Annotated in this window: 21 protein-coding genes; 10 read left to right on the top strand and 11 right to left on the bottom strand. The window is 73.7% G+C overall.

Annotated elements, in window-relative coordinates; translation table 11 throughout:
- Positions 1 to 23 precede the first annotated feature (23 nt).
- Both AC0IVP_RS08795 and AC0IVP_RS08790 read right to left on the bottom strand, forming a co-directional pair.
- Positions 24 to 1,019, bottom strand: a complete 996-nt coding sequence (locus tag AC0IVP_RS08795; RefSeq protein WP_471755979.1) for an ABC transporter permease — start codon at positions 1,017 to 1,019, stop codon at positions 24 to 26.
- Positions 1,016 to 2,557 (bottom strand): sugar ABC transporter ATP-binding protein, encoded by a 1,542-nt coding sequence (locus AC0IVP_RS08790; protein ID WP_471755977.1) that lies wholly within the window; start codon positions 2,555 to 2,557, stop codon positions 1,016 to 1,018. The genes AC0IVP_RS08795 and AC0IVP_RS08790 overlap by 4 nt, the downstream gene beginning before the upstream one ends.
- Positions 2,558 to 2,691: 134 nt before the next feature.
- Here AC0IVP_RS08790 and AC0IVP_RS08785 point away from each other — a divergent pair, with 134 nt between their 5' ends.
- Positions 2,692 to 3,378, top strand: a complete 687-nt coding sequence (locus tag AC0IVP_RS08785) for an HAD family hydrolase (protein WP_056290534.1) — start codon at positions 2,692 to 2,694, stop codon at positions 3,376 to 3,378.
- 138 nt (positions 3,379 to 3,516) lie between these two features.
- Positions 3,517 to 4,842: an ATP-dependent 6-phosphofructokinase gene (locus AC0IVP_RS08780; protein ID WP_056290681.1), complete on the top strand. Its 1,326-nt coding sequence runs from the start codon at positions 3,517 to 3,519 to the stop codon at positions 4,840 to 4,842.
- A gap of 43 nt (positions 4,843 to 4,885) precedes the next feature.
- On the opposite strand, the gene AC0IVP_RS08775 is transcribed toward AC0IVP_RS08780, so the two are convergent.
- From AC0IVP_RS08775 to AC0IVP_RS08760, 4 genes are read right to left on the bottom strand one after another with little or no spacing between them, the layout of a single operon-like run.
- Positions 4,886 to 5,275, bottom strand: coding sequence for a universal stress protein (locus tag AC0IVP_RS08775; RefSeq protein ID WP_471755975.1), 390 nt, complete (start codon positions 5,273 to 5,275; stop codon positions 4,886 to 4,888).
- Positions 5,272 to 6,930: a tripartite tricarboxylate transporter permease gene (locus AC0IVP_RS08770; RefSeq protein ID WP_471755973.1), complete on the bottom strand. Its 1,659-nt coding sequence runs from the start codon at positions 6,928 to 6,930 to the stop codon at positions 5,272 to 5,274. Before AC0IVP_RS08770 ends, AC0IVP_RS08775 begins: the two co-directional genes overlap by 4 nt.
- Positions 6,923 to 7,456: a tripartite tricarboxylate transporter TctB family protein gene (locus AC0IVP_RS08765; RefSeq protein WP_056290528.1), complete on the bottom strand. Its 534-nt coding sequence runs from the start codon at positions 7,454 to 7,456 to the stop codon at positions 6,923 to 6,925. Before AC0IVP_RS08765 ends, AC0IVP_RS08770 begins: the two co-directional genes overlap by 8 nt.
- Positions 7,453 to 8,490 carry a Bug family tripartite tricarboxylate transporter substrate binding protein gene (locus AC0IVP_RS08760; RefSeq protein ID WP_471755971.1) on the bottom strand — a complete coding sequence of 346 codons (1,038 nt, stop codon included), beginning with the start codon at positions 8,488 to 8,490 and terminating at the stop codon, positions 7,453 to 7,455. The genes AC0IVP_RS08765 and AC0IVP_RS08760 overlap by 4 nt, the downstream gene beginning before the upstream one ends.
- Before the next feature lie 144 nt (positions 8,491 to 8,634).
- On the opposite strand from AC0IVP_RS08760, the gene AC0IVP_RS08755 reads away from it, so the two are divergent.
- The 3 genes from AC0IVP_RS08755 (at position 8,635) to AC0IVP_RS08745 (ending at position 12,726) form a co-directional block, all read left to right on the top strand.
- On the top strand, positions 8,635 to 10,242 hold the full coding sequence (locus AC0IVP_RS08755) for an ATP-binding protein (RefSeq protein ID WP_471755969.1): 1,608 nt from the start codon (positions 8,635 to 8,637) through the stop codon (positions 10,240 to 10,242).
- Positions 10,239 to 10,973, top strand: a complete 735-nt coding sequence (locus AC0IVP_RS08750) for a response regulator (protein ID WP_471755967.1) — start codon at positions 10,239 to 10,241, stop codon at positions 10,971 to 10,973. Before AC0IVP_RS08755 ends, AC0IVP_RS08750 begins: the two co-directional genes overlap by 4 nt.
- 157 nt (positions 10,974 to 11,130) lie before the next feature.
- On the top strand, positions 11,131 to 12,726 hold the full coding sequence (locus tag AC0IVP_RS08745; RefSeq protein WP_082556561.1) for a methyl-accepting chemotaxis protein: 1,596 nt from the start codon (positions 11,131 to 11,133) through the stop codon (positions 12,724 to 12,726).
- On the opposite strand, the gene AC0IVP_RS08740 is transcribed toward AC0IVP_RS08745, so the two are convergent.
- Positions 12,723 to 13,334: a dihydrofolate reductase family protein gene (locus tag AC0IVP_RS08740; RefSeq protein WP_056290514.1), complete on the bottom strand. Its 612-nt coding sequence runs from the start codon at positions 13,332 to 13,334 to the stop codon at positions 12,723 to 12,725. The two genes, AC0IVP_RS08745 and AC0IVP_RS08740, sit on opposite strands and share 4 nt — an antisense overlap.
- A gap of 16 nt (positions 13,335 to 13,350) precedes the next feature.
- Positions 13,351 to 13,821 carry an Lrp/AsnC family transcriptional regulator gene (locus AC0IVP_RS08735; protein WP_471755965.1) on the bottom strand — a complete coding sequence of 157 codons (471 nt, stop codon included), beginning with the start codon at positions 13,819 to 13,821 and terminating at the stop codon, positions 13,351 to 13,353.
- Positions 13,822 to 13,957: 136 nt separating this feature from the next.
- Here AC0IVP_RS08735 and ald point away from each other — a divergent pair, with 136 nt between their 5' ends.
- Positions 13,958 to 15,070: an alanine dehydrogenase gene (ald, locus tag AC0IVP_RS08730; RefSeq protein ID WP_471755963.1), complete on the top strand. Its 1,113-nt coding sequence runs from the start codon at positions 13,958 to 13,960 to the stop codon at positions 15,068 to 15,070.
- Positions 15,071 to 15,099: 29 nt separating this feature from the next.
- Here ald and AC0IVP_RS08725 read toward each other — a convergent pair whose 3' ends face one another.
- Entirely contained in the window at positions 15,100 to 15,867 is a 768-nt protein-coding gene (locus AC0IVP_RS08725; RefSeq protein ID WP_471755961.1) for an SDR family oxidoreductase, read from the bottom strand.
- A 148-nt stretch (positions 15,868 to 16,015) separates the two neighbouring features.
- On the opposite strand from AC0IVP_RS08725, the gene AC0IVP_RS08720 reads away from it, so the two are divergent.
- Positions 16,016 to 17,227, top strand: coding sequence for a metallophosphoesterase (locus tag AC0IVP_RS08720; RefSeq protein WP_471755959.1), 1,212 nt, complete (start codon positions 16,016 to 16,018; stop codon positions 17,225 to 17,227).
- Between the two features lie 20 nt (positions 17,228 to 17,247).
- Here AC0IVP_RS08720 and AC0IVP_RS08715 read toward each other — a convergent pair whose 3' ends face one another.
- Positions 17,248 to 18,228 (bottom strand): aldo/keto reductase, encoded by a 981-nt coding sequence (locus tag AC0IVP_RS08715; RefSeq protein WP_471755957.1) that lies wholly within the window; start codon positions 18,226 to 18,228, stop codon positions 17,248 to 17,250.
- Between the two features lie 130 nt (positions 18,229 to 18,358).
- Between AC0IVP_RS08715 and AC0IVP_RS08710 the strand changes: the two genes are divergently transcribed.
- A complete protein-coding gene (locus tag AC0IVP_RS08710) occupies positions 18,359 to 19,240 on the top strand; it encodes a helix-turn-helix domain-containing protein (RefSeq protein WP_471755955.1) in 882 nt (293 codons plus the stop codon).
- Positions 19,241 to 19,322: 82 nt separating this feature from the next.
- On the opposite strand, the gene AC0IVP_RS08705 is transcribed toward AC0IVP_RS08710, so the two are convergent.
- Positions 19,323 to 20,207, bottom strand: coding sequence for a helix-turn-helix domain-containing protein (locus AC0IVP_RS08705; RefSeq protein ID WP_471755953.1), 885 nt, complete (start codon positions 20,205 to 20,207; stop codon positions 19,323 to 19,325).
- A gap of 175 nt (positions 20,208 to 20,382) precedes the next feature.
- Here AC0IVP_RS08705 and AC0IVP_RS08700 point away from each other — a divergent pair, with 175 nt between their 5' ends.
- Both AC0IVP_RS08700 and AC0IVP_RS08695 read left to right on the top strand, forming a co-directional pair.
- Positions 20,383 to 21,222 (top strand): SDR family oxidoreductase, encoded by an 840-nt coding sequence (locus tag AC0IVP_RS08700; protein WP_471755951.1) that lies wholly within the window; start codon positions 20,383 to 20,385, stop codon positions 21,220 to 21,222.
- Between the two features lie 41 nt (positions 21,223 to 21,263).
- Positions 21,264 to 22,379 (top strand): alkene reductase, encoded by a 1,116-nt coding sequence (locus AC0IVP_RS08695; RefSeq protein ID WP_471755949.1) that lies wholly within the window; start codon positions 21,264 to 21,266, stop codon positions 22,377 to 22,379.
- The last annotated feature ends 66 nt before the right edge of the window (positions 22,380 to 22,445 follow it).

Here is a 22,445-nt window from a genome sequence, read left to right as displayed (position 1 = left end):
GCCCCGGTCGCGGGGGACGGCGGTCAGCGCCGGGAGCCGGTGCCCCCTCGGGAGAACCGGAAGGTCGTGAGGACCACCGCGAGCAGGATCAGGCCGCCGCGGAAGGCGTCCTGCAGGAACGTGGAGACGTTGAGCAGGACCAGCAGGTTGGTGATGACGGCGAAGATCAGCGTCCCCACCACCGCGCCGAAGACGCGGCCCTTCCCGCCGGCCAGCGCGGCCCCGCCGATGACGACGGCGGCGATGGAGTCCAGCTCGTAGAGGTTGCCGGCGGTCGGGGTGCCGGCGCCGACCCGGGAGGCCAGCAGGAAGCCGGCGAAGCCGACCATCACCCCGGCCATCGCGTAGACGGCGACCAGGGTGGCCTTGACCGGGACCCCGGAGGCGTGGGCGGCGTCCTTGCTGCTGCCCACGGCGTAGACCCGGCGGCCGAAGACGGTGCCCCGGGCCAGGAAGGCGATGGCGACGGCCAGCCCCAGCCAGATCAGGCCGATCACGGGGAACCCGGCGACCGTGGCGGTGGCGATGCTGCGGAAGTCCTCGGCCTCGGGGCGCACCGGGCTGCCCTCGGTGTAGGCGTAGACCAGGCCGCGGGCCAGGGCCAGCATGCCCAGGGTGACGATGAAGGGCTCCAGCCCGCGGAAGGCGACCAGGTAGCCGTTCAGCGTGCCGATGAGGGCGCCGACGGCGATGGCGACGACGACGGCGAGCACGACGCTGCTGCCGCTGAAGAGCCCGGCGGCCAGCACCCCGCTGAGGCCCACGACGGAGCCGACGCTGATGTCGATGCCGCCGGTGAGCACGATGAGGAACTGGGCGAGGGTCACGATGCCGATGACCGAGGTCTGCAGCACCAGGTTGGTGAGGTTGCGCGAGGTGAAGAAGGCGTCACTGCTGAACCCGGCGATGACCAGGAGCACGAGCAGGATGTAGAGCGGGTACTGCTCCTTGGCCCAGCGGCCGAACCCGGCGCGGCCCGGGGAGGGCCGCCGCGAGGGGGCAGCGGTCGCGTCGGTCATGCGGTGTCTCCTCCGAGGGCAGCACGGATCAGGTCGTCGGTGGTGCTGGTGGCGGGCCGGAACTCGTCGACGAGCCGGCCGTCGCGCATGATCAGCACGCGGTTGCAGAGCACCAGGGCCTCCTCGGCCTCGCTGGTGACGACGAGGACGCCGCGCCCCTGCGCGGCGAGGGCCCGGACGATCTCGTAGATGTTGGCGCGGGCACCGACGTCGATGCCCTTGGTCGGCTCGTCCAGGACCAGCACCTGGGGGGCGGCCTCCAGCCACTTGGCGAGGATGACCTTCTGCTGGTTGCCCCCGGACAGGGTCCGGGTCAGCGTGCGGGGGCCGCCCTTGACCTGGAACTCCCCGATCAGCTGCTGGACGCGGCGCCGCTCGGCACCGCCCCGGAGCACCCCCCGGGTGGCGAAGGCCGGCAGGGTGGACAGCGTCATGTTCTCGCCGTTGGTGAAGGCGGGGACGAAGCCCTCGCGGCGGCGGTCCTCGGTGAGGTAGGCCAGCCCGGCGCGCAGTGCGGCCCGCGGGCTGCCGGCGTCGACGTCCCGGCCGCGCAGGCGGACCCGGCCCGCCAGCCGGGGCTGGTGCCCGGTGATCGAGCGGGCCACCGACGAGCGACCGCTGCCGACCAGGCCGTAGACGCCGACGACCTCGCCGGGCCCGACCCGGAGGGTGACCTCCCGCGCGGAGCCGGCGGCGAGGTCCTCGACCTCCAGCAGCGGCTCCTCGTCGGGGCGGACGGGGAGGGACAGCGGCTCCAGGGCGGCCACGGACTCCCCGATCATCAGGTCGATGACCGCGCCGGGGGTGGTGTCGGCGGTGCGCAGCACGTCGACCAACCGGCCGCTGCGCATGACCGCGATCCGGTCGGCCATGGCGAAGACCTCGTCCATCCGGTGGGAGACGAACACGACGCACACCCCGGCGGCCCGTTCCCGGTCCACCAGGTCCAGCACGTCGCGGAAGTGCTCCTCGGTGGTCGACGCCGTGGTCTCGTCCAGCAGCAGGACCCTGTGCTCGACGACCTGCGTGCGGCTCAGGGCCAGCATCTGCCGGGGGCCCGGGCCCAGCTCGCGGGCCGGGGTGTCGGGGGAGACGTCGGTCAGCCCGACGGCGTCCAGGGCCCCGCGGGTGCGCGGGTCGCTGCCCCGGCGCAGGCGGCGCCAGGGGCGGTTGGACCCCGCGGAGCTGATCCGGCGGAGCCAGACGTTCTCCTCCACGGTGAAGTCCTCGATGACCAGCGGCTCCTGGTGCATCAGCAGGACCCCGGCGCTCTCGGCGTCGGCGGGGCTGGTGATCGGCGTGGACCGCCCGGCGATCTCCACCCGGCCGGTGGAGGGCTGCTCCTGCCCGGCGATCATCTTGGCCATCGTCGACTTGCCGGCGCCGTTGGCACCGCAGATGGCCAGCACCTCCCCGGGGAAGGCCTCGAGGTCGATGTCGGCCAGGGCGGTCACCCCGGGGTAGGACTTGCCCACCCCGCGGAGGGCGAACGCCGGGACGGCGGCACCCTGGGGGTGCTCGCGCAGTGCCTGGGTCACGGATGCTCCCTCCACGATGTAGTCGGACTACCTAACGATAGGTGTCGCGCGCCACAAACCGCAAGGAGGGTGGCCCTGGAGGCCTGTCGTGGAGTCCCGGAAGTAGTCTCGCTACGCAGGCGTACCGTCCCTCCATGCGCGTGAGCAGCACCGGGACGGCGTTCCTGTGGGACATGGACGGGACGCTCGTGGACACCGAGCCCTCCTGGGCGGCGGCCGAGCAGCAGCTGGCGCGCGCCCACGGCGTCACCTGGGGGCCGGCGGAGAGCGCGGCCACGGTGGGGCAGAGCCCGGCCCGGACGGCGGCGGCCCTCACCCGGGCCGGGGTGGCGATGACCCCGCAGGAGGTCCTCGCCGTCCTCGTCGGCGCGGTGGCCGGCGAGGTGGCCCGGGGCGTCCCCTGGATGCCGGGCGCCCTGGAGCTGGTGCAGGAGTGCCGGACGGCCGGCCACGCGACCGCACTGGTCACCTCCTCCCCCGCCGCCATCGCCGACGCCGTCGCGGCCGCGGCGGCCGAGGCCTCCGGTGGCGCCCTCTTCGACGTGGTGGTCACCGGCGACGACGTCGCCCACCCCAAGCCCGACCCCGAGCCCTACCTGCTCGCCGCCCGCCTGCTGGGCCGGTCGCCGGAGCGGTGCACCGCCGTGGAGGACTCCGCCCCGGGGACCGAGTCGGCGGTCGCGGCGGGCTGCCGCGTGGTGCGCCTGGGCGGCGCCGGCCCGGACGAGCGGCCCGTCGTCCGCACGTGGGCCTCGCTGTCCGGGCGGACGCTGGCCGACCTCGAGGACGGGTGGCCACCGACGCCGTCCCCGGGGGCCTGAGCAGCCCGTCGGCGAGGCGCGCCGCGGACGCCCACCAGCGGGTCAGACGTCTGGGACGTCCACCTCGTTCGTGCAGGTCACGGGCGAGGCGGGTGTCACAGGAGGCTGGTCGCCGGGCAGACTGGCACCGTGGACACGGTGGAACAGCTCGAGCTGACGGCAGCCGACCTGGCGGTGCGCACGCTGGGCGAGCTGACCGTGCACTCCCCGCTCGACGGTGGCCTGCTGGAACGCGGTGAGTCGATGCACTACGTCGGCGAGCACGACCGGGTCCTCGTCGACGGCACGCTGGGGGTCGCGATGAAGCGCGGCGTCCCGGTGGAGGAGCTGCCCACGTTCGAGCCGGGCGGCCCCCGCCGGATGCTCTTCTTCGACCCCAAGCGCACCAAGGTCGGCATCGTCACCTGCGGCGGGCTGTGCCCGGGGCTCAACAACGTCATCCGCGGGCTCGTCGACGAGCTCGCCGAGCACTACGGGGTCACCCAGGTGCTGGGCTTCCGGGACGGCTACCAGGGGCTCACCCCCTCGGGCGCGGAGCCGATGGTCCTGACCCCGGAGTCGGTGCGCTGGATCAACCAGCAGGGCGGCACCGTGCTGGGCACCTCCCGCGGTGGGCACGACCCCAAGGTGATGGTCGAGACCCTGCGGCTGCGCCGGATCGACGTGCTCTTCGTCATCGGCGGCGACGGCTCGCTGCGTGGGGCGCAGACCATCGCCGAGGAGGCCCAGCGGCGTGGTCTGCCCATCGCCGTCGTCGGGGTGCCCAAGACGATCGACAACGACATCCCCTGGATCGACCGCAGCTTCGGCTTCCAGACCGCGTTCGGGCGGGCCGCCGAGTCCATCCGCGCGGCCGCGACCGAGGCGCGCTCGCACCCCGGTGGGGTCGGCCTGGTGAAGCTGATGGGCCGGCACTCCGGCTTCATCGCCGCCTACGCCACACTGGCCAGCGACGACGTCGACCTGGTGCTCATCCCCGAGGTCTCGATGCCGCTGGAGGGCGAGCGCGGGGTGCTGGCGCACGTGGAACGCACCCTGGACCGGCAGAACCACGCGCTGATCGTCGTCGCCGAGGGCGCCGGGCAGGAGCTCTTCCAGGGCACCGGCGCCACCGACCCCTCCGGCAACGCCAAGCTGCACGACATCGGCACCCTGCTGCGCGACAAGCTCACCGCGCACCTGGCCTCGGTCGGCAAGCAGTTCCAGCTGCGCTACGTCGACCCCGGGTACGCCATCCGCAGCGTGCCGGCCAACAGCCACGACTCCGTCTACTGCACCCGGCTGGCCCAGGCCGCCGTGCACGCCGCCATGGCCGGCCGGACGGCGGCCGTCGCCGGGCGCTGGCACGGCCGCTTCGTCAACCTGCCGATCCCGCTGGTCACCCGGACCCGCAACCAGGTCGACCCCCGCGGTGACCTGTGGCTGTCGGTGCTCGAGGCGACGGGGCAGCCGGTCCACGTCTGAGCCGGGGCCCGGCCGGCCCGGGGTGACCGAGCCGGCCGGGTGCTCAGGCCTTGACCGCGAGGATCGGGCAGTCCACGTCCAGCAGGATCCGCTGGGCATCGCTGCCGAAGAGCATCTTGCCCGTGGCGGTGCGGTGCCGGATGCCGATGACGACCAGGGTCGCGTCGTGCTCGGCCGCGGCCCGGGTGACCTCCTCGGCGCCGCCGCGCCCGTCGACGTGCCGCTCGGCCCGGTGCTCCACCCCGGACGCGCGCAGCTCCTCGACCACCTCGGCCCACTGCTCCTCCGTGGCGTACGTCGGGTCCGACAGCGAGGCACCCGAGGACACGTTGAGCACGTACAGGTCCTCCCCGCGCGCCCGCGCCTCGGCGATGCCGACCCGGAGCGCGGCCCGGCCCTGCGGCCGCGGCGTGTAGCCGACGACGACGGTCACCGTCGGTCTCCTCTCTCGTCGTCCGGGGTCGTCCCGGCCGGGGGGTCGAGCAGGGCCACCGGGAGGACGCCGGTGGGCTGGGGCTCCCCGCTGCCCTCCCGGTCGACGACCTCACCGGCGGGCAGGGCCTCGGTCGCGGGGACGACGTCGTCGTCGTCCAGGACCTCGGCGGCCAGCCGGGTCTGCCGGCGGCGCAGCCACCAGGACAGCGCGAACAGCCCGATCAGCACCGAGTACGTGATGGCCGCGAACGGGCTGGTCACCAGCGCCGTGGGGTCGCCCTGGCTGATCTGCATCGCCCGTCGGAACTGCTCCTCGGCGATCGGGCCGAGGATCAGGCCGATCACCGCCGGGGCGATCGGGTAGCCGAAGACCCGCATCGCCCAGCCCAGCAGGCCGAGCAGCCCGAGCAGCACCAGGTCGGTCGTCGACGCACCGACGGCGTAGCTCCCCAGCGCGGCGAAGGTGAGGATGCCCGCGTACAGGTAGGGACGGGGGATCTGCAGCAGGCGCACCCAGAGCCCGACCAGCGGCAGGTTGAGCACCAGCAGCATCACGTTGCCGATGTACAGGCTGGCGATGAGCGCCCAGATCAGCTCGGGCTCGTTCTCGAAGAGCAGCGGGCCCGGACGGATGCCGTAGCTGTTGAAGGCGGCCAGGATGACCGCCGCCGTCGCCGACGTCGGGATGCCCAGCGTCAGCAGCGGCACCAGCACCCCGGCCGCGGCCGCGTTGTTGGCGGCCTCGGGACCGGCGACGCCCTCGATGGCGCCCTTGCCGAACTCCGACTTCCGCTTGGAGAGCTTGCGCTCCGCGGAGTAGGACAGGAACGTCGAGACGTCGGCGCCACCGGCGGGGATCGTCCCGACCGGGAAGCCGATGGCCGTCCCGCGCAACCAGGCCGGCCAGGACCGGCGGAAGTCCTCGCGGGTCATCCACGACCCGCTGACCGGGATCACCGGGACGGGGCCCCGGCGCAGGCGAGCCGCGACGAAGAGGGTCTCGCCGACGGCGAAGACGCCGACCGCCACCACGACCACCTCGATGCCGTCGGCCAGGGCCGGGATGCCGAAGGTGAAGCGCTGCTGGGCGGTGAGGCTGTCGGTGCCCACCAGGCCGAGGAACAGGCCCAGTCCCAGCGAGGCCAGGCCGCGGCTGGGCGAGGTGCCCAGCATGGCGGCCACGGTCAGGAAGGCGACGACCATCAACGCCACGAAGTCCGCCGGGGACAGCTGGACGGCCAGCCGCGCCACGGTGGGCGCCACCAGGGTCAGCAGCATCGTGGCGATCGTGCCGGCGACGAAGGAGCCGACGGCGGCCGTGGCCAGTGCCGCGGCCCCCCGCCCGGCCTTGGCCATCCGGTTGCCCTCGAGTGCGGTGACGATCGAGGCGGACTCACCGGGTGTGTTGAGCAGGATCGACGTCGTCGACCCGCCGTACATGCCGCCGTAGTAGATGCCGGCGAACATGATGAACGCCGCGGTGGGCTCCAGCGTCAGGGTCAACGGCAGCAGCAGGGCCACTGTCATGGCCGGGCCGATGCCGGGCAGCACGCCGACCGCGGTGCCCAGCGTGACGCCGATCAGGGCGTAGACGAGGTAGATCGGCTGCAGCGCGTTGGCGAAGCCGTCCATGAGCAGGCCGATGTCACCCAAAGCCGGGCACTCCCTCGAGCGGGCCGGCGGGCAGGAACACGCCGAGCACCTGGGTGAAGAGGACGTGGAGGGTCACCGCGATGAGGGCCCCCACGAGGACGGGGCGGAGCAGCGGTCGGGCCCCGAGGGACCAGGCCACCGCACCGAAGAGCACGGTCGCGGCGATCGGGAAGCCGGCCGGCTCGACGAGCACGACCAGGGCGATGAAGGCCGCGGCCACCTTGGCCACGGTGGGCCAGTCGGTGGCGGCGGTGGTGTCGACGTCCTCGCCGTCCTCGATCTCGGCCCGCTCACCGCGGCGGACGCCGAGCCCGACGAGGACCGCGGCCAGGACGAGCAACGCCCCGACCGCGTAGGGGAAGACCCGGGGGCCGACGGTGTTGGTCGAGACCGGCACCGCGATGGTGGCGGCGTCGACGAGGGTGAAGACGCCCAGCGCGAGCAGACCCGCGGGGAAGGCGTACTCGGGCCAGACCCGGGCGCGCTCGGGCGCGGCCGGGGCCTGCTCCGGGAGAGCGTGGGTCACTGGGTGAGACCCAGCTCGTCCAGGACGTCGGAGATCCGGGCCTGCTCCTCGTCGAGGAAGGTCTCGAACTCCTCGCCGGCCAGGTAGGTGTCCTCCCAGCCGTTGGTCTCCAGCGCCTCGGCCCACGCGGGGCTCTCGACGGTCGCCTCGATCACGTCGAGCAGGCGCTCGCGGGCCTCGTCGCTGATGTTCGGCGGGGCCACCACGCCACGCCAGTTCGACAGCTCGACGTCGTAGCCGGCCTCGGTGAGGGTCGGGGCGTCGATGCCCTCGACCCGCTCGTCACCGGAGACGGCGAGGGCGCGCAGCGTGCCCGCCTCGATCTGCTCGGCGTACTCGCTGACCCCGGAGATGCCGGCGGAGACGTTGTTGCCCAGCAGCGCGGCCAGCGACTCGCCACCACCGGAGAAGGGCACGTAGTTCAGGTCGCTGATCGGCACGTCGCCGGCCTGGGCGATGAGTCCGGCCAGGATGTTGTCGGTGCCGCCGGCCGAACCACCGGCGATGGAGACGTCGCGGCCGTTGTCCTGCATGTCGGCGACGAGGTCCTCGATGGTCTCGTACGGGGACTCGGCGGGGACGACGACGATCTCGTCCTCGGCGGTGATCCGGGCCAGCGGCGTGGTGTCGGCCAGGGTGGCCTGCGAGTCGTTGGTCTCGATGGCCCCGACCATGACCAGGCCCATGACCATCAGGAAGTCCTCGCTGCGCTCGTCGGCGAGCTCGGCCAGACCCACGGTGCCGCCGGCGCCGCCGACGTTGGTGACGCTGACCGAGTCGGCCAGGCCCTCCTCCTCCATGGCCGCGGCCAGCGCGCGGGCACTGGAGTCCCAGCCGCCGCCCGGGTCGGCCGGGGCCATGACCTGGAGGCGGGCGATGGGCTCCGCGCCGCCCTCGGCGTCGGCCGAGCCGCCGCCGGAGGTGCCGGAGGTGGTGCCACAGGCGGTGAGCAGCAGGGCGGTCGCGCCGGCGGCGGCGACGAGACGGGCGGTGCGGGTACGGCGGGGGTGCTTGGGGAGCGTGGAGCGGGACACGAGTCCTCCTCGTCGAGGTGAGCCGCGACACAGCGGCTCGGTCGACGGGAAAGCTAGGCGGGGGTGGTGCCTGTCACGCGTTTCTGGTGGTTGAGGACACATTGGTCGATTTGGTCACTGTGCAGTGGTGCACACTCCCGACTCGTGCGGCGTTCCCTGACCCTGCGGTCCCAGCTGGTGCTCCTCCAGGTGGCGATCGTCGTGGTGACCGTGGTGCTGGCCGGCACCCTCGCCGTCCAGCTGCAGGAACGACAGATCCGGGACGCCTACCGCCAGCAGGTGCTCACCGTGGCGCAGTCCACCGCCCGACTCCCCAGCGTCATCGACGCCTACGCCGCACCCGACCCCGCCCTCACCCTCCAGCCACTGGCCGAGCTGCTGCGCGAGGCCTCCGGCATGACGTTCGTGGTGATGACCGACGTCAACGGGGTGCGCTACAGCCACCCCGACCCCGACCGCATCGGGCAGCGGGTGTCCACCGACCCCAGCGGCACCCTGGCCGGGGAGACCTTCGTGGGCACCGAGACCGGCACGCTCGGGGTCTCGCTGCGGGCCAAGGTCCCGGTCCGGGACGCCTCGGGCCGGGTCATCGGGGCCGCCTCCGTCGGCATCCTGGAGACCGCCCTGCAGGAGGACCTCCAGGAGGACGTCCCCATGCTCGTGGCCTGGATGACCGGGGCGGCACTGGCCGGGGTGCTGGCCTCCCTGCTCGTCGCGCGTACCGTCCGCCGGCGCATCTACGGCCTGGAACCCGACGAGATCGCGCACCTGCTGCAGACCCGGGAGGCGATGCTGCACGGCATCCGCGAGGGCGTCATCGCCGTCGACGCCGACGGCCGGGTCGTGCTGGTCAACGACGAGGCCCTCCGGCTGCTGGACACCGACGCCGAGCTCACCGGGCTCGCGGCCGACCAGGCGCTGGACCCCGCGGTCGTCGACCTGCTGACCGGGGCCGACGACGTCGTGGACGAGCCGCTGCTGGTGGGCGAGCGGCTGCTGCTGGCCAGCCGCAGCAACGCCGTGGTCGGCGACCGGCAGGTCGCCCGGGTGCTCACCCTGCGGGACCGCACCGAGATCTCCAGCGCCGTCCGCGAGCTGGACGACCAGCGGAGCCTGACGGCCACCCTGCGGGCCCAGGCGCACGAGTTCAGCAACCAGCTGCACGTCCTGCAGGGCCTCATCGAGCTCGACGAGCCCGCGCAGGCCAGCGCCTACATCGAGCGCATCGGCGGTGGCGGCGGGCTGCTGCGGGCCGACGAGCTGGTCGCCGTCCGGGACGTCGGCACCGCGGCCCTGGTGCTGGCCAAGGCCGCCGTCGTCCGGGAGCGCGGGGCGCGCCTGCACGTGCACCCCGCCAGCCGGGTGGGCGTCCCCGACGACGACGTCCTCACCGTGCTGGGCAACCTGCTGGACAACGCCGCGGACGCCGTCGGCCCCGGTGGGCGGGTGGAGCTGGAGGTGCGGCAGGACCAGGAGCAGACGGTGGTGCGCGTCGACGACGACGGCCCCGGCGTGCCCGAGCACCTGGGCGACCGGGTCTTCCAGACCGGGGTCAGCACCAAGGCCCACCGCGGCGCGCACGGGCGGGGCATCGGGCTGGCCCTCGTCGCCCGGCTGGCCGAACGCCGGTCGGGGTCCGCGGTGCTCTCCCGGTCGCCCTTGGGCGGGGCCCGGGTCACCGTCACCCTCCGGCTGGCCGGCGCCGGGCGCCCGGCGCCGGCGGTCCAGCTGTCCTCGACGGGTCCCCGGTGACCGGCCCGGAGCGGCCGGTCCGGGTCCTCGTGGTCGACGACGACGAGGCCGTCGCCGCGGTCCACCGCGGGTACGTGCAGCGGATCCCGGGCTTCGCCGTGGTCGGCGTCGTCCACCGGGGGTCCGAGGTGCTCCCGGCGGTCACCCGGACCCGGCCCGACCTGGTCCTGCTCGACGTCCACCTGCCCGACCGCTCGGGCATCGACGTGCTGCGGGAGCTGCGGGCCCGCCGGGTGCCGGTCGACGTCATCACCATCACCGCTGCGCGGGAGATCGAGACCGTGCGGGAGGCCATGGCCGGCGGGGTGTCCAGCTACCTGGTCAAGCCCTTCCCGCTGCAGGTCTTCGCCGACCGCCTCCGCGACTACGCCGAGCACCGGGACCGCTTCCGCCGGCTGCGTGAGGAGGCCGAGGGCCCGCTGGGCCAGGACGAGGTGGACCGGCTCCTGGGCCTGGCGCCCCGCCCCGTCGCCCTGCGCCCCCTGACCCTGCCCAAGGCGCTCTCGGACCGCACCATGGACCTGGTCGTGGAGACCCTGCGCGGGTCCACCGCGGACGACCTGTCCGCCGTCGAGGTCGCCGAGCTGTGCGGGCTCTCCCGGGTGAGCGCCCGCCGCTACCTGGACCACCTGGAGCGCACCGGCTTCGCCGACGTCCGGCCGCGGTACGGGCGCGCCGGGCGCCCGGAGAACGGCTACCGGTGGCGGTCGGCGCAGGCGCCGGTGGGCTGAGGCCACGCGCCACACCGCGCGCCGACACCCCGCTCGACATGTCGACCGGCGCCTGACGGTCACTCCACTTTCTCGCGTCACGACTGGACTGAAGCGGTTTCGGGCCGATGTCCGTGCCGTGCTCCGCGACGTCCGTGGAGGCGGAGGGAGCGGGGACATGTCGTACCTGAGGAACGCCAGGATGTGGGTCAAGCTGGCCACGATCGGGGTGCTGGCGGTGGTCACGGTGAGCGTCGTGGCCGCGGTGTCGCTGGTCCAGGCGAATCGGCTCAGCGACCGGCTGGACACCATGTACAGCTCCACCGTCGCGGCGGCCGTCGAGCTGGGCCGGGTGCGCGCCTCGTTCAACTCCAGCGCCAAGGACAACACCGACATGCTCATCACGCAGGAGCCGGAGGTGAAGACCCAGGAGGTCCGCGACGTCAACCGGGCCACCCACGACGCCGAGGTCGACCGGGCCTGGGAGCTGTACCTCGCCGCCGGCCCGGCGAGCACCACGGCCCAGCAGGAGGACTTCCAGGCCAACCTGGCCACCTACCGTCAGGCCCGGGTCGACGACCTGGACCCCCTGGCGATCCTCGGGGACAACGCCGGCTGGGTGGACGCCTACCGGGCCTCGCCCGCCCTCCAGGCCTACGCCGACATCAACACCGCCCTGGACGACATGCAGAGCGCCGAGGCCGCGGCCGCCCAGGTCGCCGCCGAGGACGGTCACGACGCGACGACGACGGCGACGTGGGTCATCTCCGGCGTGGCCGCGGTGGGCTCTCTCCTGCTGCTGGCGGTGCTCGTGGCGGTCACCCGGATGATCACCCGCCCGCTGGCCCGCACCCGCGAGGTCGCCGAGGCCCTCGCCGAGGGCCGCCTGGACCTGCGCATCGAGAGCACCAGCCGCGACGAGATCGGCATGACCGCCGCCGCGCTGAACGCCTCCTTCGACCACCTCCGCGAGACGGTGCGCGCCATCGCCGCCAACGCCGACGTGATGACCCAGTCCTCCGCGTCGATGTCGGCGATCGCCGAGTCCTTGGCCCACCAGGCCGGCCAGACCGAGGCCCAGAGCCAGCAGGTCTCGGGGGCGAGCCGGGAGATCGCCTCCAGCATCGACACCGTCGCCTCGGCCAGCGAGGAGATGTCGGTGGCCATCCGCGAGATCGCCACCTCGACCAGCCAGGCGTCCCAGGTCGCGGCTGGTGCGGTGACCAACGCCCAGGAGGCCGCCGACACCCTGGAGCGCCTCACCGCCTCCAGCCGGGAGATCGGTGAGGTCGTCAAGCTCATCACCGCGATCGCCGAGCAGACCAACCTGCTGGCCCTCAACGCCACCATCGAGGCGGCTCGGGCCGGCGACGCCGGCAAGGGCTTCGCGGTCGTGGCCGGCGAGGTCAAGGAGCTCGCACAGCAGACCGCCCGGGCCACGGACGAGATCACCTCCCGGGTCGCCGCCACCCAGAACGACGCGCAGGCAGCCGGTGTCGCCATCGGTGACATCGCGAACGTCATCGCCCGGATCGACGAGTTGCAGTCCATGGTGGCCGCAGCGGTGGAGGAGCAGTCGGCCACCACGAACGAGGTGGTCCGCAACGTCACCGACGTCGCCGGTGGGTCTGCCCGCATCTCCGACACCATCGAGGCCATCTCCGGCTCGGTCTCCGGCACCCGCGCGGCGGCCGAGCGCACCTCGGCCACCGCGCAGGAGCTGACGGCGTCGTCTCGGTCGATGACGGACCTGGTGGCGTCCTTCCGGCTCTAGCCCGTCGGGCCGGCCTCCCCGGTGGGCGACCACCGGGGAGGCCCGCCCTGCACCGCGTACCGCACGTGCACGAACCCGCCCTCGAACCGCCGGGTGTCCAGCAGCCGCAGGGCCGTCGGGACGTCGTCGGGCAACGCCCGCAGGCCCGCGCCGACGACGGCCGGGGCCAGCAGCAGGTGGACCTCGTCGACGATCCCGGCGCGGAACGCCGACGCGGCCAGCGTCGGGCCGTCGACGGTGACGTCCTGGTCCGCCCCCGCCACCAGCGCGCGGACGGCGACCGGGTCGAAGACACGCTCCAGCCGGGTCCGGCGGGTGACGACCTCGGCGGGGTCCAGCGTCGCGGAGAAGACGACCTTGTCCACCCGCTGCCAGTGCGCGGCGAAGTCGGCCTCGCCGGAGGTGCCCTCGGCCCAGGACGGGTCGGTCTCCCAGCCGCGCATCAGCTCGTACATCCGTCGCCCGTGCAGGAAGGTCCCCACGGCCGCCGTCTGCTCGTTGACGAAGGCCATCACCTCCGGGTCGGGGAAGGCGAAGCCGAAGTCGCCCGCGGCGTCGGCGGTGAAGCCGTCCAGCGAGCAGATCGCGGAGTAGAGCAGGCGCGCCATCAGGGGACCTCCGGGGTCATCGGTGCTCGTGTTCGAAGATCAGACTGGTGTTGGTCGCGGCGACCATCGGCTGGGTGGAGATCCGGTCGGTGACGAAGTCGCGCAGCTCGTGGGTGCTGCGCGCCCGCACGTGGACGACGAAGTCCTCCGCCCCGGCCAGGTAGAAGAACTGGGTCACCTCGGGCAGGCCGCGCAACCCGTCGGCGAAGGCGGTCAGCTGGTGCCGGGCCCCGGTCCGGATCCGCACCGACACCAGCGCCTGCAGCGACTGGCCCAGCGCGTCGGGGTCCACGTCGACGGTGAACCGGGTGACCACGCCGTCGGCGACGAGCGCACGCACCCGCGCCAGGCAGGTGGACGGCGACACCCCGACCGCGGCGGCGAGCTGGTTGTTGGGCCGGCGGCCGTCGGCGCGGAGCAGCTCCAGCAGCCGGTGGTCGACGTCGTCGAGAACCCGGGGCGGGCGTGGGTCCGGCCGGTCGGTCACCCCGGCACCCCACGGTCGCCGCAGATCCTGCGGTCGGAGGCCCTGAACCTGCGCACTTGTTCGTCCCCCCTGGTCCCCGACCGCAGCAGCTGGGTGGATGGTGCCACGCATCACCCACCACCACCGGAGGACCACCGTGCGGATCGGCATCCCCAGCGAGATCAAGGACAACGAGAAGCGGGTCTCCCTGCAGCCCGACGGCGCTGCCGAGCTCGTGCACCACGGCCACGAGGTGCTGGTGCAGTCCGGGGCCGGCGTGGGGTCCCGGTTCAGCGACGAGGAGTTCACCGCCGCCGGCGCCCGGGTCGTGGCCACCGCCGACGAGGTGTTCGCCGCCGACCTGATCGTGAAGGTGAAGGAGCCGGTCCCCGCCGAGTACCACCGCTTCCGCGAGGGCCAGCAGCTCTTCACCTACCTGCACGCCGCCGCCGACCGGTCGCTCACCGACTTCCTGCTGGAGCGGCGCATCGACTCGATCGCCTACGAGACCGTGCAGACCCCCGACGGCCGGCTGCCGCTGCTGACCCCGATGAGCGAGGTCGCCGGCCGGATGGCCGTGCAGGCCGCGGCGCACCACCTGGAGAGCCCCGCCGGCGGCGCCGGCCTGCTGCTGGGCGGCGTCCCCGGCACCCCTGCCGCCAAGGTGACGATCATCGGCGGCGGGGTCTCGGGCACCGAGGCGGCCAAGATCGCCGTCGGCATGCGGGCCATCGTGCGCGTCTTCGACACCAACCCGTCCCGGCTGGCCTACCTCTCCGACGTCTTCGAGGGCCGGCTGGACCTGGTGCAGCCCAACCGGGCGCGGCTGGCCGCCTACGTCGCCGACTCCGACGTCCTCATCGGGGCCGTGCTGGTCCCGGGCACGAAGGCCCCGAAGCTGGTCAGCCGGGAGATGATCGCCTCGATGCGGCAGGGCAGCGTCGCCGTCGACATCGCCATCGACCAGGGCGGCTGCTTCGAGACCAGCCGGCCCACCACGCACTCCGACCCGACCTACGTCGAGGAGGGCGTCGTGCACTACTGCGTGGCCAACATCCCCGGCGCCGTCGCCCGCACCTCCACCCTGGCGCTGACCTCGGCCACCCTGCAGTACCTGCTCACCGTCGCCGACCACGGCGTCCGGGGCGCGGCGCAGGTCTCCCCGGTGTTGGCGGCGGGCCTCACCAGCCTGGGCGGGCAGCTGGTCAGCGAGCCGGTGGGGCAGGCGCACGGGCTCCCGGTCGCCCGGGCCGGCGACCTGCTGGCCTGACGCCGGCACCGGGGTCGGTCACCACCGGGTCAGGCCTGCGAGGTGGGCATGGCCCACAGCTCGGCGATCGACGAACGTCGGGGGCGGGTCACCATGTGGGCGATGCTCTCGGCGATGTCCTCGGGCTGCAGGCGCTCGGGGATCCGCTCGGCGTCGGAGGCAGCCAGCGCGTCCTGCACGGCCTGGCTGTTCTGGGCCACGAGCTCGGTGGCGACGGCACCGGGCTCGAGGACCCCGACCCGGACGTACCGCTGGGTGACCTCCTGGCGCAGCGCCTCGGTGAAGGCCTGCACGCCGGACTTCGTCATGCTGTAGACGCCGAACTCGGGCCAGGCCTGACGACCGGCGATGGAGGAGACGTTGACGATGTCGGCGACCTGACGCAGGTCGTCCGCGGCGGCGGCGAGCAGGTGCGGCAGGGCCGCCTTGGTGAGGTACAGCAGGCCCTTCTGGTTGACCGCGATCATCCGCTCCCACTCCTCGACGTCCTGGTCCAGGACGGTCCCCAGCAGCATCAGACCGGCGTTGTTGACCAGGACGTCGAGCCGGCCGAACCGGTCGATGACGGTCTGCACCGCGGCCTCGGCCTGCCCGCGGTCGGCGATGTCCGCGGCGATGGCCAGCGCGGTGCCGCCGGCGGCCTCGATGGTGGCGACGAGGGTGTCCAGTCGGTCGGCGCGGCGGGCGACGACGACGACGGTCGCGCCGAGGCCCGCCAGCTCGCGGGCGGTGGCCTCACCGATGCCGCTGCTGGCTCCGGTGACGACGGCGACGGTGTTGTCCAGGCGCAATGACATGTGCGGTGACCCCTCTGACGATGCCCCGGCGGTGTGCCCGGGCTCTGTCACCAGTGGAGGACGGTCGAGGCCGCCGAGGAAGAGCCTGCCAGGAGGGGGTACTGACAGGACCTGTCTCGCGGGGTCAGGTGCCGGGGACCGTCGCCCCGTGTCCGCCCTGGTGTTCTACGCCGTGCTCGCCGTCGTCCTCCTCGGTGCGCTCGCCCTGGTCTGGTCTCGGCTGGTCCGTGACACGACCCGACCCGGGGGGACCCGTCGTGTCGCCACCTGCGCCGTCGTGGCGCTCACGGCGAGCTCCATCGCCGCCGACGCCGGGCGCCAGGTGCTCCCCCGCGAGGTCCAGGCGCCGCTGGACCTGGTGGGGTTCGGGTGGCTCGGTGCGCTGGTCTACCTGGTGCTGGCGCTGCTGGCGCTCGAACCCCTGCGGTGGTGGCTGCTCCGCCGGGACCGCAGGCACCTCCCCCCGGCCACCCCCGTGGCTCCTGCGGCGGAGCCCGCCGCGTCCCGGCAGGTCGCGGACGCCTCCCGCCGGTTGTTCCTGTCCCGGTCCCTGGCCGTCACCGCGGGGGCGGTCACCGTGGGCACGGTGGGGTACGGCACCTGGGCCGCGGCCGCCCCGCCGGTGGTCCGACGAGTGCGGGTCGCGATCGACGGGCTGGCCCCGGAGCTGACCGGGTACCGCATCACCACCTTCTCCGACGCCCACCTGTCCTCGCTGTACGGGCGGGACCGCTTCGCCCGTCTCGTGCGGATGGTCAACGCCACCGAGCCCGACCTCGTGGCGGTCGTCGGGGACCTGGTCGACGGCTCGGTCGCCGACCTCCGGCGCGACGTCGCACCCCTGGGGGACATCGCCAGCCGGGACGGCACGTTCTTCGTCACCGGCAACCACGAGTACTACGTGGACACCGCGGAGTGGATGGCACACCTGCCCACCCTCGGGGTCGACGTGCTGCGCAACGAGCGGGTGGCTCTCTCGCGCGGCGGGGCGGCCTTCGACCTGGCCGGCGTCGACGACGTCACCGCCCGGGATGCCGGCGTCCGGGGGCACGGCGCCGACCTGACGGCCGCCCTGGCCGGCCGTGCGGTGGACACCCCGGTCGTGCTGCTGGCCCACCAGCCGGTGCAGGTCGAGCAGGCCTGCGCGGCCGGCGTGGACCTGCAGCTGTCCGGCCACACCCACGGCGGGCAGCTGTGGCCCCTGACCCACGTGGTCGGGCTGGAGCAGCCCGCCGTCCAGGGGCTCTCCCGGCACGGCGACACCCAGCTGTACGTGACCGCCGGGGTCGGGTACTGGGGGCCGCCGATGCGGGTCGGGGCGCGTCCCGAGCTCACCGTCGTGGAGCTGGTCCCGACCTGACCGGGCCCCACCCGCGGGGCTCAGCGGTCGATGCTGGCCATGTTCGCCTCGTCGTGGCGTGCCCCGGTGGCCGGCGTCAGCGCGTCCAACCGCGCGAGCTGCGCCGCCGTGAGGACGACCCGGTCCGCGGCCGTGTTCTCCTCCACCCGGCTCACCCGGCGGGTGCCCGGGATCGGGGCGATGTCCTCCCCCTGGGCCAGCAGCCAGGCCAGCGCCACCTGGGCGGGCGTGGCACCGGCGTCCGCACCCACGGCACGGACCTCCTCCACCAGCCGCAGGTTGGCCTCGAAGGCCGCCCCGACGAAGCGCGGGTTGGTCTTGCGCCAGTCGTCGTCGGGGATGTCCGCCGGGGTGCGCAGCGCGCCGGTCAGGAACCCGTGCCCGAGCGGGGAGTAGGGCACGAACCCGATGCCCAGCTCCCGCACCACGGGCAGCAGCTCGTCCTCGACGTCGCGGGCCCACAGCGAGTACTCCGTCTGCAGCGCCGCGACCGGGTGCACCGCGTGCGCCCGGCGGATCGTGGTCGACGAGGCCTCGCACAGGCCGATGTGCAGCACCTTGCCCTCGACCACGAGGTCGGCGAGGGCACCGACGGTGTCCTCGATGGGCGTGGTCGGGTCGACCCGGTGCTGGTAGTACAGGTCGATCCGGTCGGTGCCCAGACGGCGCAGGGAGCCCTCGACCGCCGTCTTGATGTTGGCGGGGTCGCTGTCGATGGTCCCCGGGCCGTTGCCGGCGTGGGAGACCAGACCGAACTTCGTGGCGACGACGACGGAGTCGCGTCGCCCGGCGATCGCCCGTCCGACCAGTTCCTCGGAGTGGTGGGGGCCGTAGATCTCGGCGGTGTCCACGTGCGTGACGCCGAGGTCGAGGGCGCGGTGGATCGTCGCGATGGACTCGGCGTCGTCCAGGCCTCCACCGGAGGTGTACGTGCCGGCCATGGTCATGGCGCCCAGGCCGATCCGGGACACCGCGAGGGCCCCGAGCTGTGCGTTGCGCATGTCTGCTCCTGCGAGAGTCGGTCGTGTGGTCCCCCACCGTGACCCCGGGCGCGCGTGCGTGGCAGTCCCTGCCGAGAGGGGGTACTCGGAGGGACTCTCTCCGGGACTGCCACCGCCCTAGCCTGGCCTGATGGTCGACAAGGACGCCGCCCGGACGGCTCTGCGGACGTTCCTGGGCACCCGCCGGGCCCGGGTCGACCCCGAGAGCTGCGGTCTGGTCGTCGGGACGCGGCGACGGGTGACGGGACTGCGGCGCGAGGAGGTGGCGCTGCTGGCCGGCATCAGCGCCGAGTACTACGTGCGGCTGGAACGCGGGTTGGCCACCGGCCCCTCGCCGAGCGTCGTGGACGCCGTCGCCGGGGCGCTGCGACTGGGTGAGGACGAGCGCGCCCACCTGGGCCGACTCCTCGCCGAGCTCACCCCCGAGGCGCGCAAGCGGCGCCGCCGACCGGTCACCGAGGCCGTGGGGGCCGGGGTCCAGGTGGTGCTCGACGCGATGCCGACCCTGCCGGCCGTGGTGCAGAACGCCCGGTTGGACCTGCTGGCCACCAACACCCTCGGCCGGGTGCTGTACGCGCCCCTGTTCGACCTGGAGGGGGGCCCCAACAGCGCCCGGTTCCTCTTCCTGGACGAGCACCGTGCCCGCCGGCTCTTCCCGCAGTGGGAGCGGCTCGCCGACGACACCGTCGGCCTCCTGCGCATCGAGGCCGGCAGGCACCCCGACGACCGGGCCATCCACGAGCTCATCGGCCAGCTGTCCACCCACAGCGCCCCGTTCCGCACCCGGTGGGCACGCAACGACGTCCGCGCACACAACGCCGGGGTCAAGCTCTTCGCCCACCACCTGGTCGGCGAACTCGTCCTGCCCTACGAGAACCTGCTGGTCGACGCCGCCGCCGACCACACGATGACCGTGTTCGTCCCGGCGCCTGGGTCCCCGGCCCACGACGCCCTCCAGCTGCTCGCGAGCTGGGCCACCGGCAGGACGGCCGGGGCACCCGGCACGGGGTGAGCCCCCGTGTGCCTCCTGCATGTCGTGGTCGGTGGGTCGTGGCTCGGGTCCCAGTCGTGGTCGCGGGTCGGCGTCGCACCGGTCAGGTCGTGCGGGCGGGGCCGTGGGTCCCCGACACCGCCAGGCTGGCCAGCAGCTGGATCGAGTCGTGCGCCGGGGTGCCCGGTTGCGGGGTGAAGACGGTCAGCACCTGGTCGCCGGTGGCGTCGACGGTGAGGTTCTCGTAGGGCAGCACCAGGTGGCCGACCACCGGGTGCTGGAAGGTCTTGCTCCCGCCCCGGTGCGCCCGGACGTTCGCCGCGGCCCAGCGGGTGCGGAACGCAGCACTGCGGGTGGACAGCTGCCCGATCAGCGTCGTCAGCGCCGGGTCGTCGGGACGGCGTCCGGCCTCGATGCGCAGCATGGAGACCGCGTCGTCGGCCAGGACGTCCCAGTCCGGCTGCAACGCCCGGAACCGCTCCTCGTCCAGGAACAGGAGGCGGGCGGTGTTGACCGGGCCGACCGCGGGGAGGACCGGTGCGTAGAGGGCGCGGGCCAGGTCGTTGAGGGCCAGCACGTCCAACCGGGTGTTGAAGACCATGGCCGGCAGGTGGTGCAGCGAGTCCAGCAGCACCTGCACGCCGGGGCTGACCGTGTCCTTCGGCGCGGGCCGGGCCCGACGGCGGCTCCCCGGCGTGAGCGCGGCGAGCAGCCGGTCCAGGTGGGCGCGCTCGTCGTCGTCGAGACCGAGCACACCGGCGACGGCGTCCACCACCCCGGGCGAGGGCCCGCTGGCCTGCCCGCGCTCCAGCCGGACGTAGTACTCGGGGCTGATCCCGGCCAGCAGGGCCACCTCTTCCCGCCGGAGCCCCTTGACCCGCCGGCGGGCACCGGTGGTGGGCAGACCCAGCTGGGCGGGGGTGGTGCGGTCACGCCGCGTGCTCAGGAACTCCTGGACGGCGTTCCGGGCGGCTTCCCTGTCAGTCACGGGACCGAGCGTAGGGGCGACGTTGAGCTGCGGGAACGCTCGAAGGAGTCACTGTGGGTACCCCTCTCCAGCGGGTCTGGTTGGTGCTCTCGATCCCGCGTTGCCTGTGCGCTGACGGCATCGAGGCGCACCCGTCCTGCACCGCAGGCCCACCTCGACCGCAGAGGAGAACACCGTGTCCGAGAAGAAGGTCGTGCTCGTCACCGGAGCTGCCCGCGGCATGGGCGTCGACATCGCCCGCGCCGCACTGACCGCCGGCCACCAGGTCGTGGCCACCGCCCGCGACGCCGCCCGGGTCACCGCTGCACTCGATGAGTCCCCGGACCTGCTCGCCGTCGCGCTGGACGTGACCGACCCGGCCAGCATCCAGGCTGCCGTGGACGCCGCGGTCGAGCGGTTCGGTCGGCTCGACGTCCTGGTCAACAACGCCGGCTCGTTCCAGGCCGGGTTCTTCGAGCAGATCAGCCCCGAGCACTTCCAGGCCCAGATGGACACCAACTTCACCGGCCCGCTCAACGTCACCAGGGCGGTGCTGCCGCTGCTGCGGGCCCAGCGCTCCGGCGTCGTCGTCACCATCACCTCCACCGCCGGCATCGTCGGCGGCGCCTTCACCTCCGCCTACGCCGCCTCCAAGTTCGCCCTCGAGGGCTTCATGGAGTCACTGGCCCCCGAGGTCGCCGGCTTCGGCATCCGCACGCTGACCGTGGAGCCCGGGTTCTTCCGCACCCAGCTGCTCAGCCCGGAGTCCACCACCGTCGCCGACTCCACGATCGAGGACTACGCGGCCGGCACCGAGGCCACCGTCGCCGCCTTCGCCGGGATGAACGGCCAGCAGCCCGGTGACCCCGCGAAGCTCGCCGCCGCGCTGATCGACCTGGCCACCTCCGAGGAGCCCCCCGCCCGCTTCGTGGCCGGTGCCGACGCGATGGCCGGCATCGAGGCCCGGATCGCCACGCTGCAGGCCGAGATCGACGCCCACCGCGAGCTCAGCGCATCGCTGTCGCACGACGCCTGATCCCCGCCCACCCCACACGCACCCCAGACCGAGGGACAGCCATGAGCACCCACCCCACGCCCGACCTCTTCTCCCCGCTGCAGGCAGGTGACCTCCAGCTCCCCAACCGCGTCGTGATGGCGCCCTTGACCCGGATGCGCTCGCTCGTCGACGGCACCCCCAGCGACCTCAACGTCGAGTACTACGCCCAGCGCGCCAGCACCGGCCTGATCGTCACCGAGGGCACCTTCCCCAGCACCGGCTCGCGCGGCTACACCGGCCAGGCCGGGTTGGCCACCGACGCCCACACCGCCGGCTGGGCCCGGGTCGCCGACGCCGTGCACGCCCGCGGTGGTCGCATCGTCGCCCAGGTCATGCACGCTGGCCGGGTGTCGCACCCCGACGTGACCGGCACCGACGACCTCGTCGCACCCTCGGCGATCGCCATCACCCAGGGCGAGGTGTTCACCCCCAGCGGCCCGCAGCCCTACCCCGTGCCGCGGGCCCTGACCACGGGGGAGGCCGTCTCGGTCAAGGCCGAGTTCGTCGCCGCTGCACGGCGTGCGGTCGACGCCGGACTGGACGGCGTCGAGCTGCACTCGGCCAACGGCTACCTGCTGCACGAGTTCCTCGGCGCGGACTCCAACACCCGCACCGACGTCTACGGCGGCAGCCCCCAGGCTCGTGCCCGGTTCGTGATCGAGGTCGCCACCGAGGTCTCCGCCGCGATCGGCGCCGCGCGGGTCGGCATCCGGGTCTCCCCCGGGGTCGGCGTGCAGGGTGTCCAGGAGCCCGACGCCGACGACGTCCTCGCCACCTACACCGCCCTGGTCGAGGGGCTGGCGCCACTGGGTCTGGCCTACTTGTCGGTGCTGCACCCCGAGCCCGGCAGTGACCTGGTCCAGCACCTGCGCCGCACCTTCGGCGGGACGACGGTGGTCAACCTGGCCACCGCCACCGGCACCACGCGTGAGCAGGCCGTCAACGTCCTCGCCGACGGCCTCGCCGACGGCGTCGTCGTGGGACGACCGCTGATCGCCAACCCCGACCTCGTCGAGCGCTGGGCCGGTGACCACCCGCTCAACGCCCCCGACCCGGCGACGTTCTACGCCTCGGGCGCCGAGGGCGGCGCCCCCGGCTACACCGACTACCCGACCCTGCAGCAGGCCGGCGTCTGAACGGGTCGTCCCGCCGCCAGCACACCGTCACCTGCCGGCGGCCCTCGTGACCGCGGCGGTCTGCAC

The organism is Klenkia sp. AC732 (assembly GCF_979256525.1).
The sequence above is the reverse complement of the archived record's forward strand: the minus strand, read 5'-3'. Positions and strand labels throughout refer to the sequence as shown.

What these genes read in the sequence shown, in the direction of transcription:
- AC0IVP_RS08785 (WP_056290534.1), top strand. Translation starts at nt 2,692, where the DNA reads ATGCGCGTGAGCAGCACCGGGACGGCGTTCCTGTGGGACATGGACGGG.
- AC0IVP_RS08740 (WP_056290514.1), bottom strand. Translation starts at nt 13,334, where the DNA reads ATGGCGCGCCTGCTCTACTCCGCGATCTGCTCGCTGGACGGCTTCACC.
- AC0IVP_RS08710 (WP_471755955.1), top strand. Translation starts at nt 18,359, where the DNA reads ATGGTCGACAAGGACGCCGCCCGGACGGCTCTGCGGACGTTCCTGGGC.
- AC0IVP_RS08725 (WP_471755961.1), bottom strand. Translation starts at nt 15,867, where the DNA reads ATGTCATTGCGCCTGGACAACACCGTCGCCGTCGTCACCGGAGCCAGC.
- AC0IVP_RS08795 (WP_471755979.1), bottom strand. Translation starts at nt 1,019, where the DNA reads ATGACCGACGCGACCGCTGCCCCCTCGCGGCGGCCCTCCCCGGGCCGC.
- AC0IVP_RS08715 (WP_471755957.1), bottom strand. Translation starts at nt 18,228, where the DNA reads ATGCGCAACGCACAGCTCGGGGCCCTCGCGGTGTCCCGGATCGGCCTG.
- AC0IVP_RS08745 (WP_082556561.1), top strand. Translation starts at nt 11,131, where the DNA reads ATGTCGTACCTGAGGAACGCCAGGATGTGGGTCAAGCTGGCCACGATC.
- AC0IVP_RS08695 (WP_471755949.1), top strand. Translation starts at nt 21,264, where the DNA reads ATGAGCACCCACCCCACGCCCGACCTCTTCTCCCCGCTGCAGGCAGGT.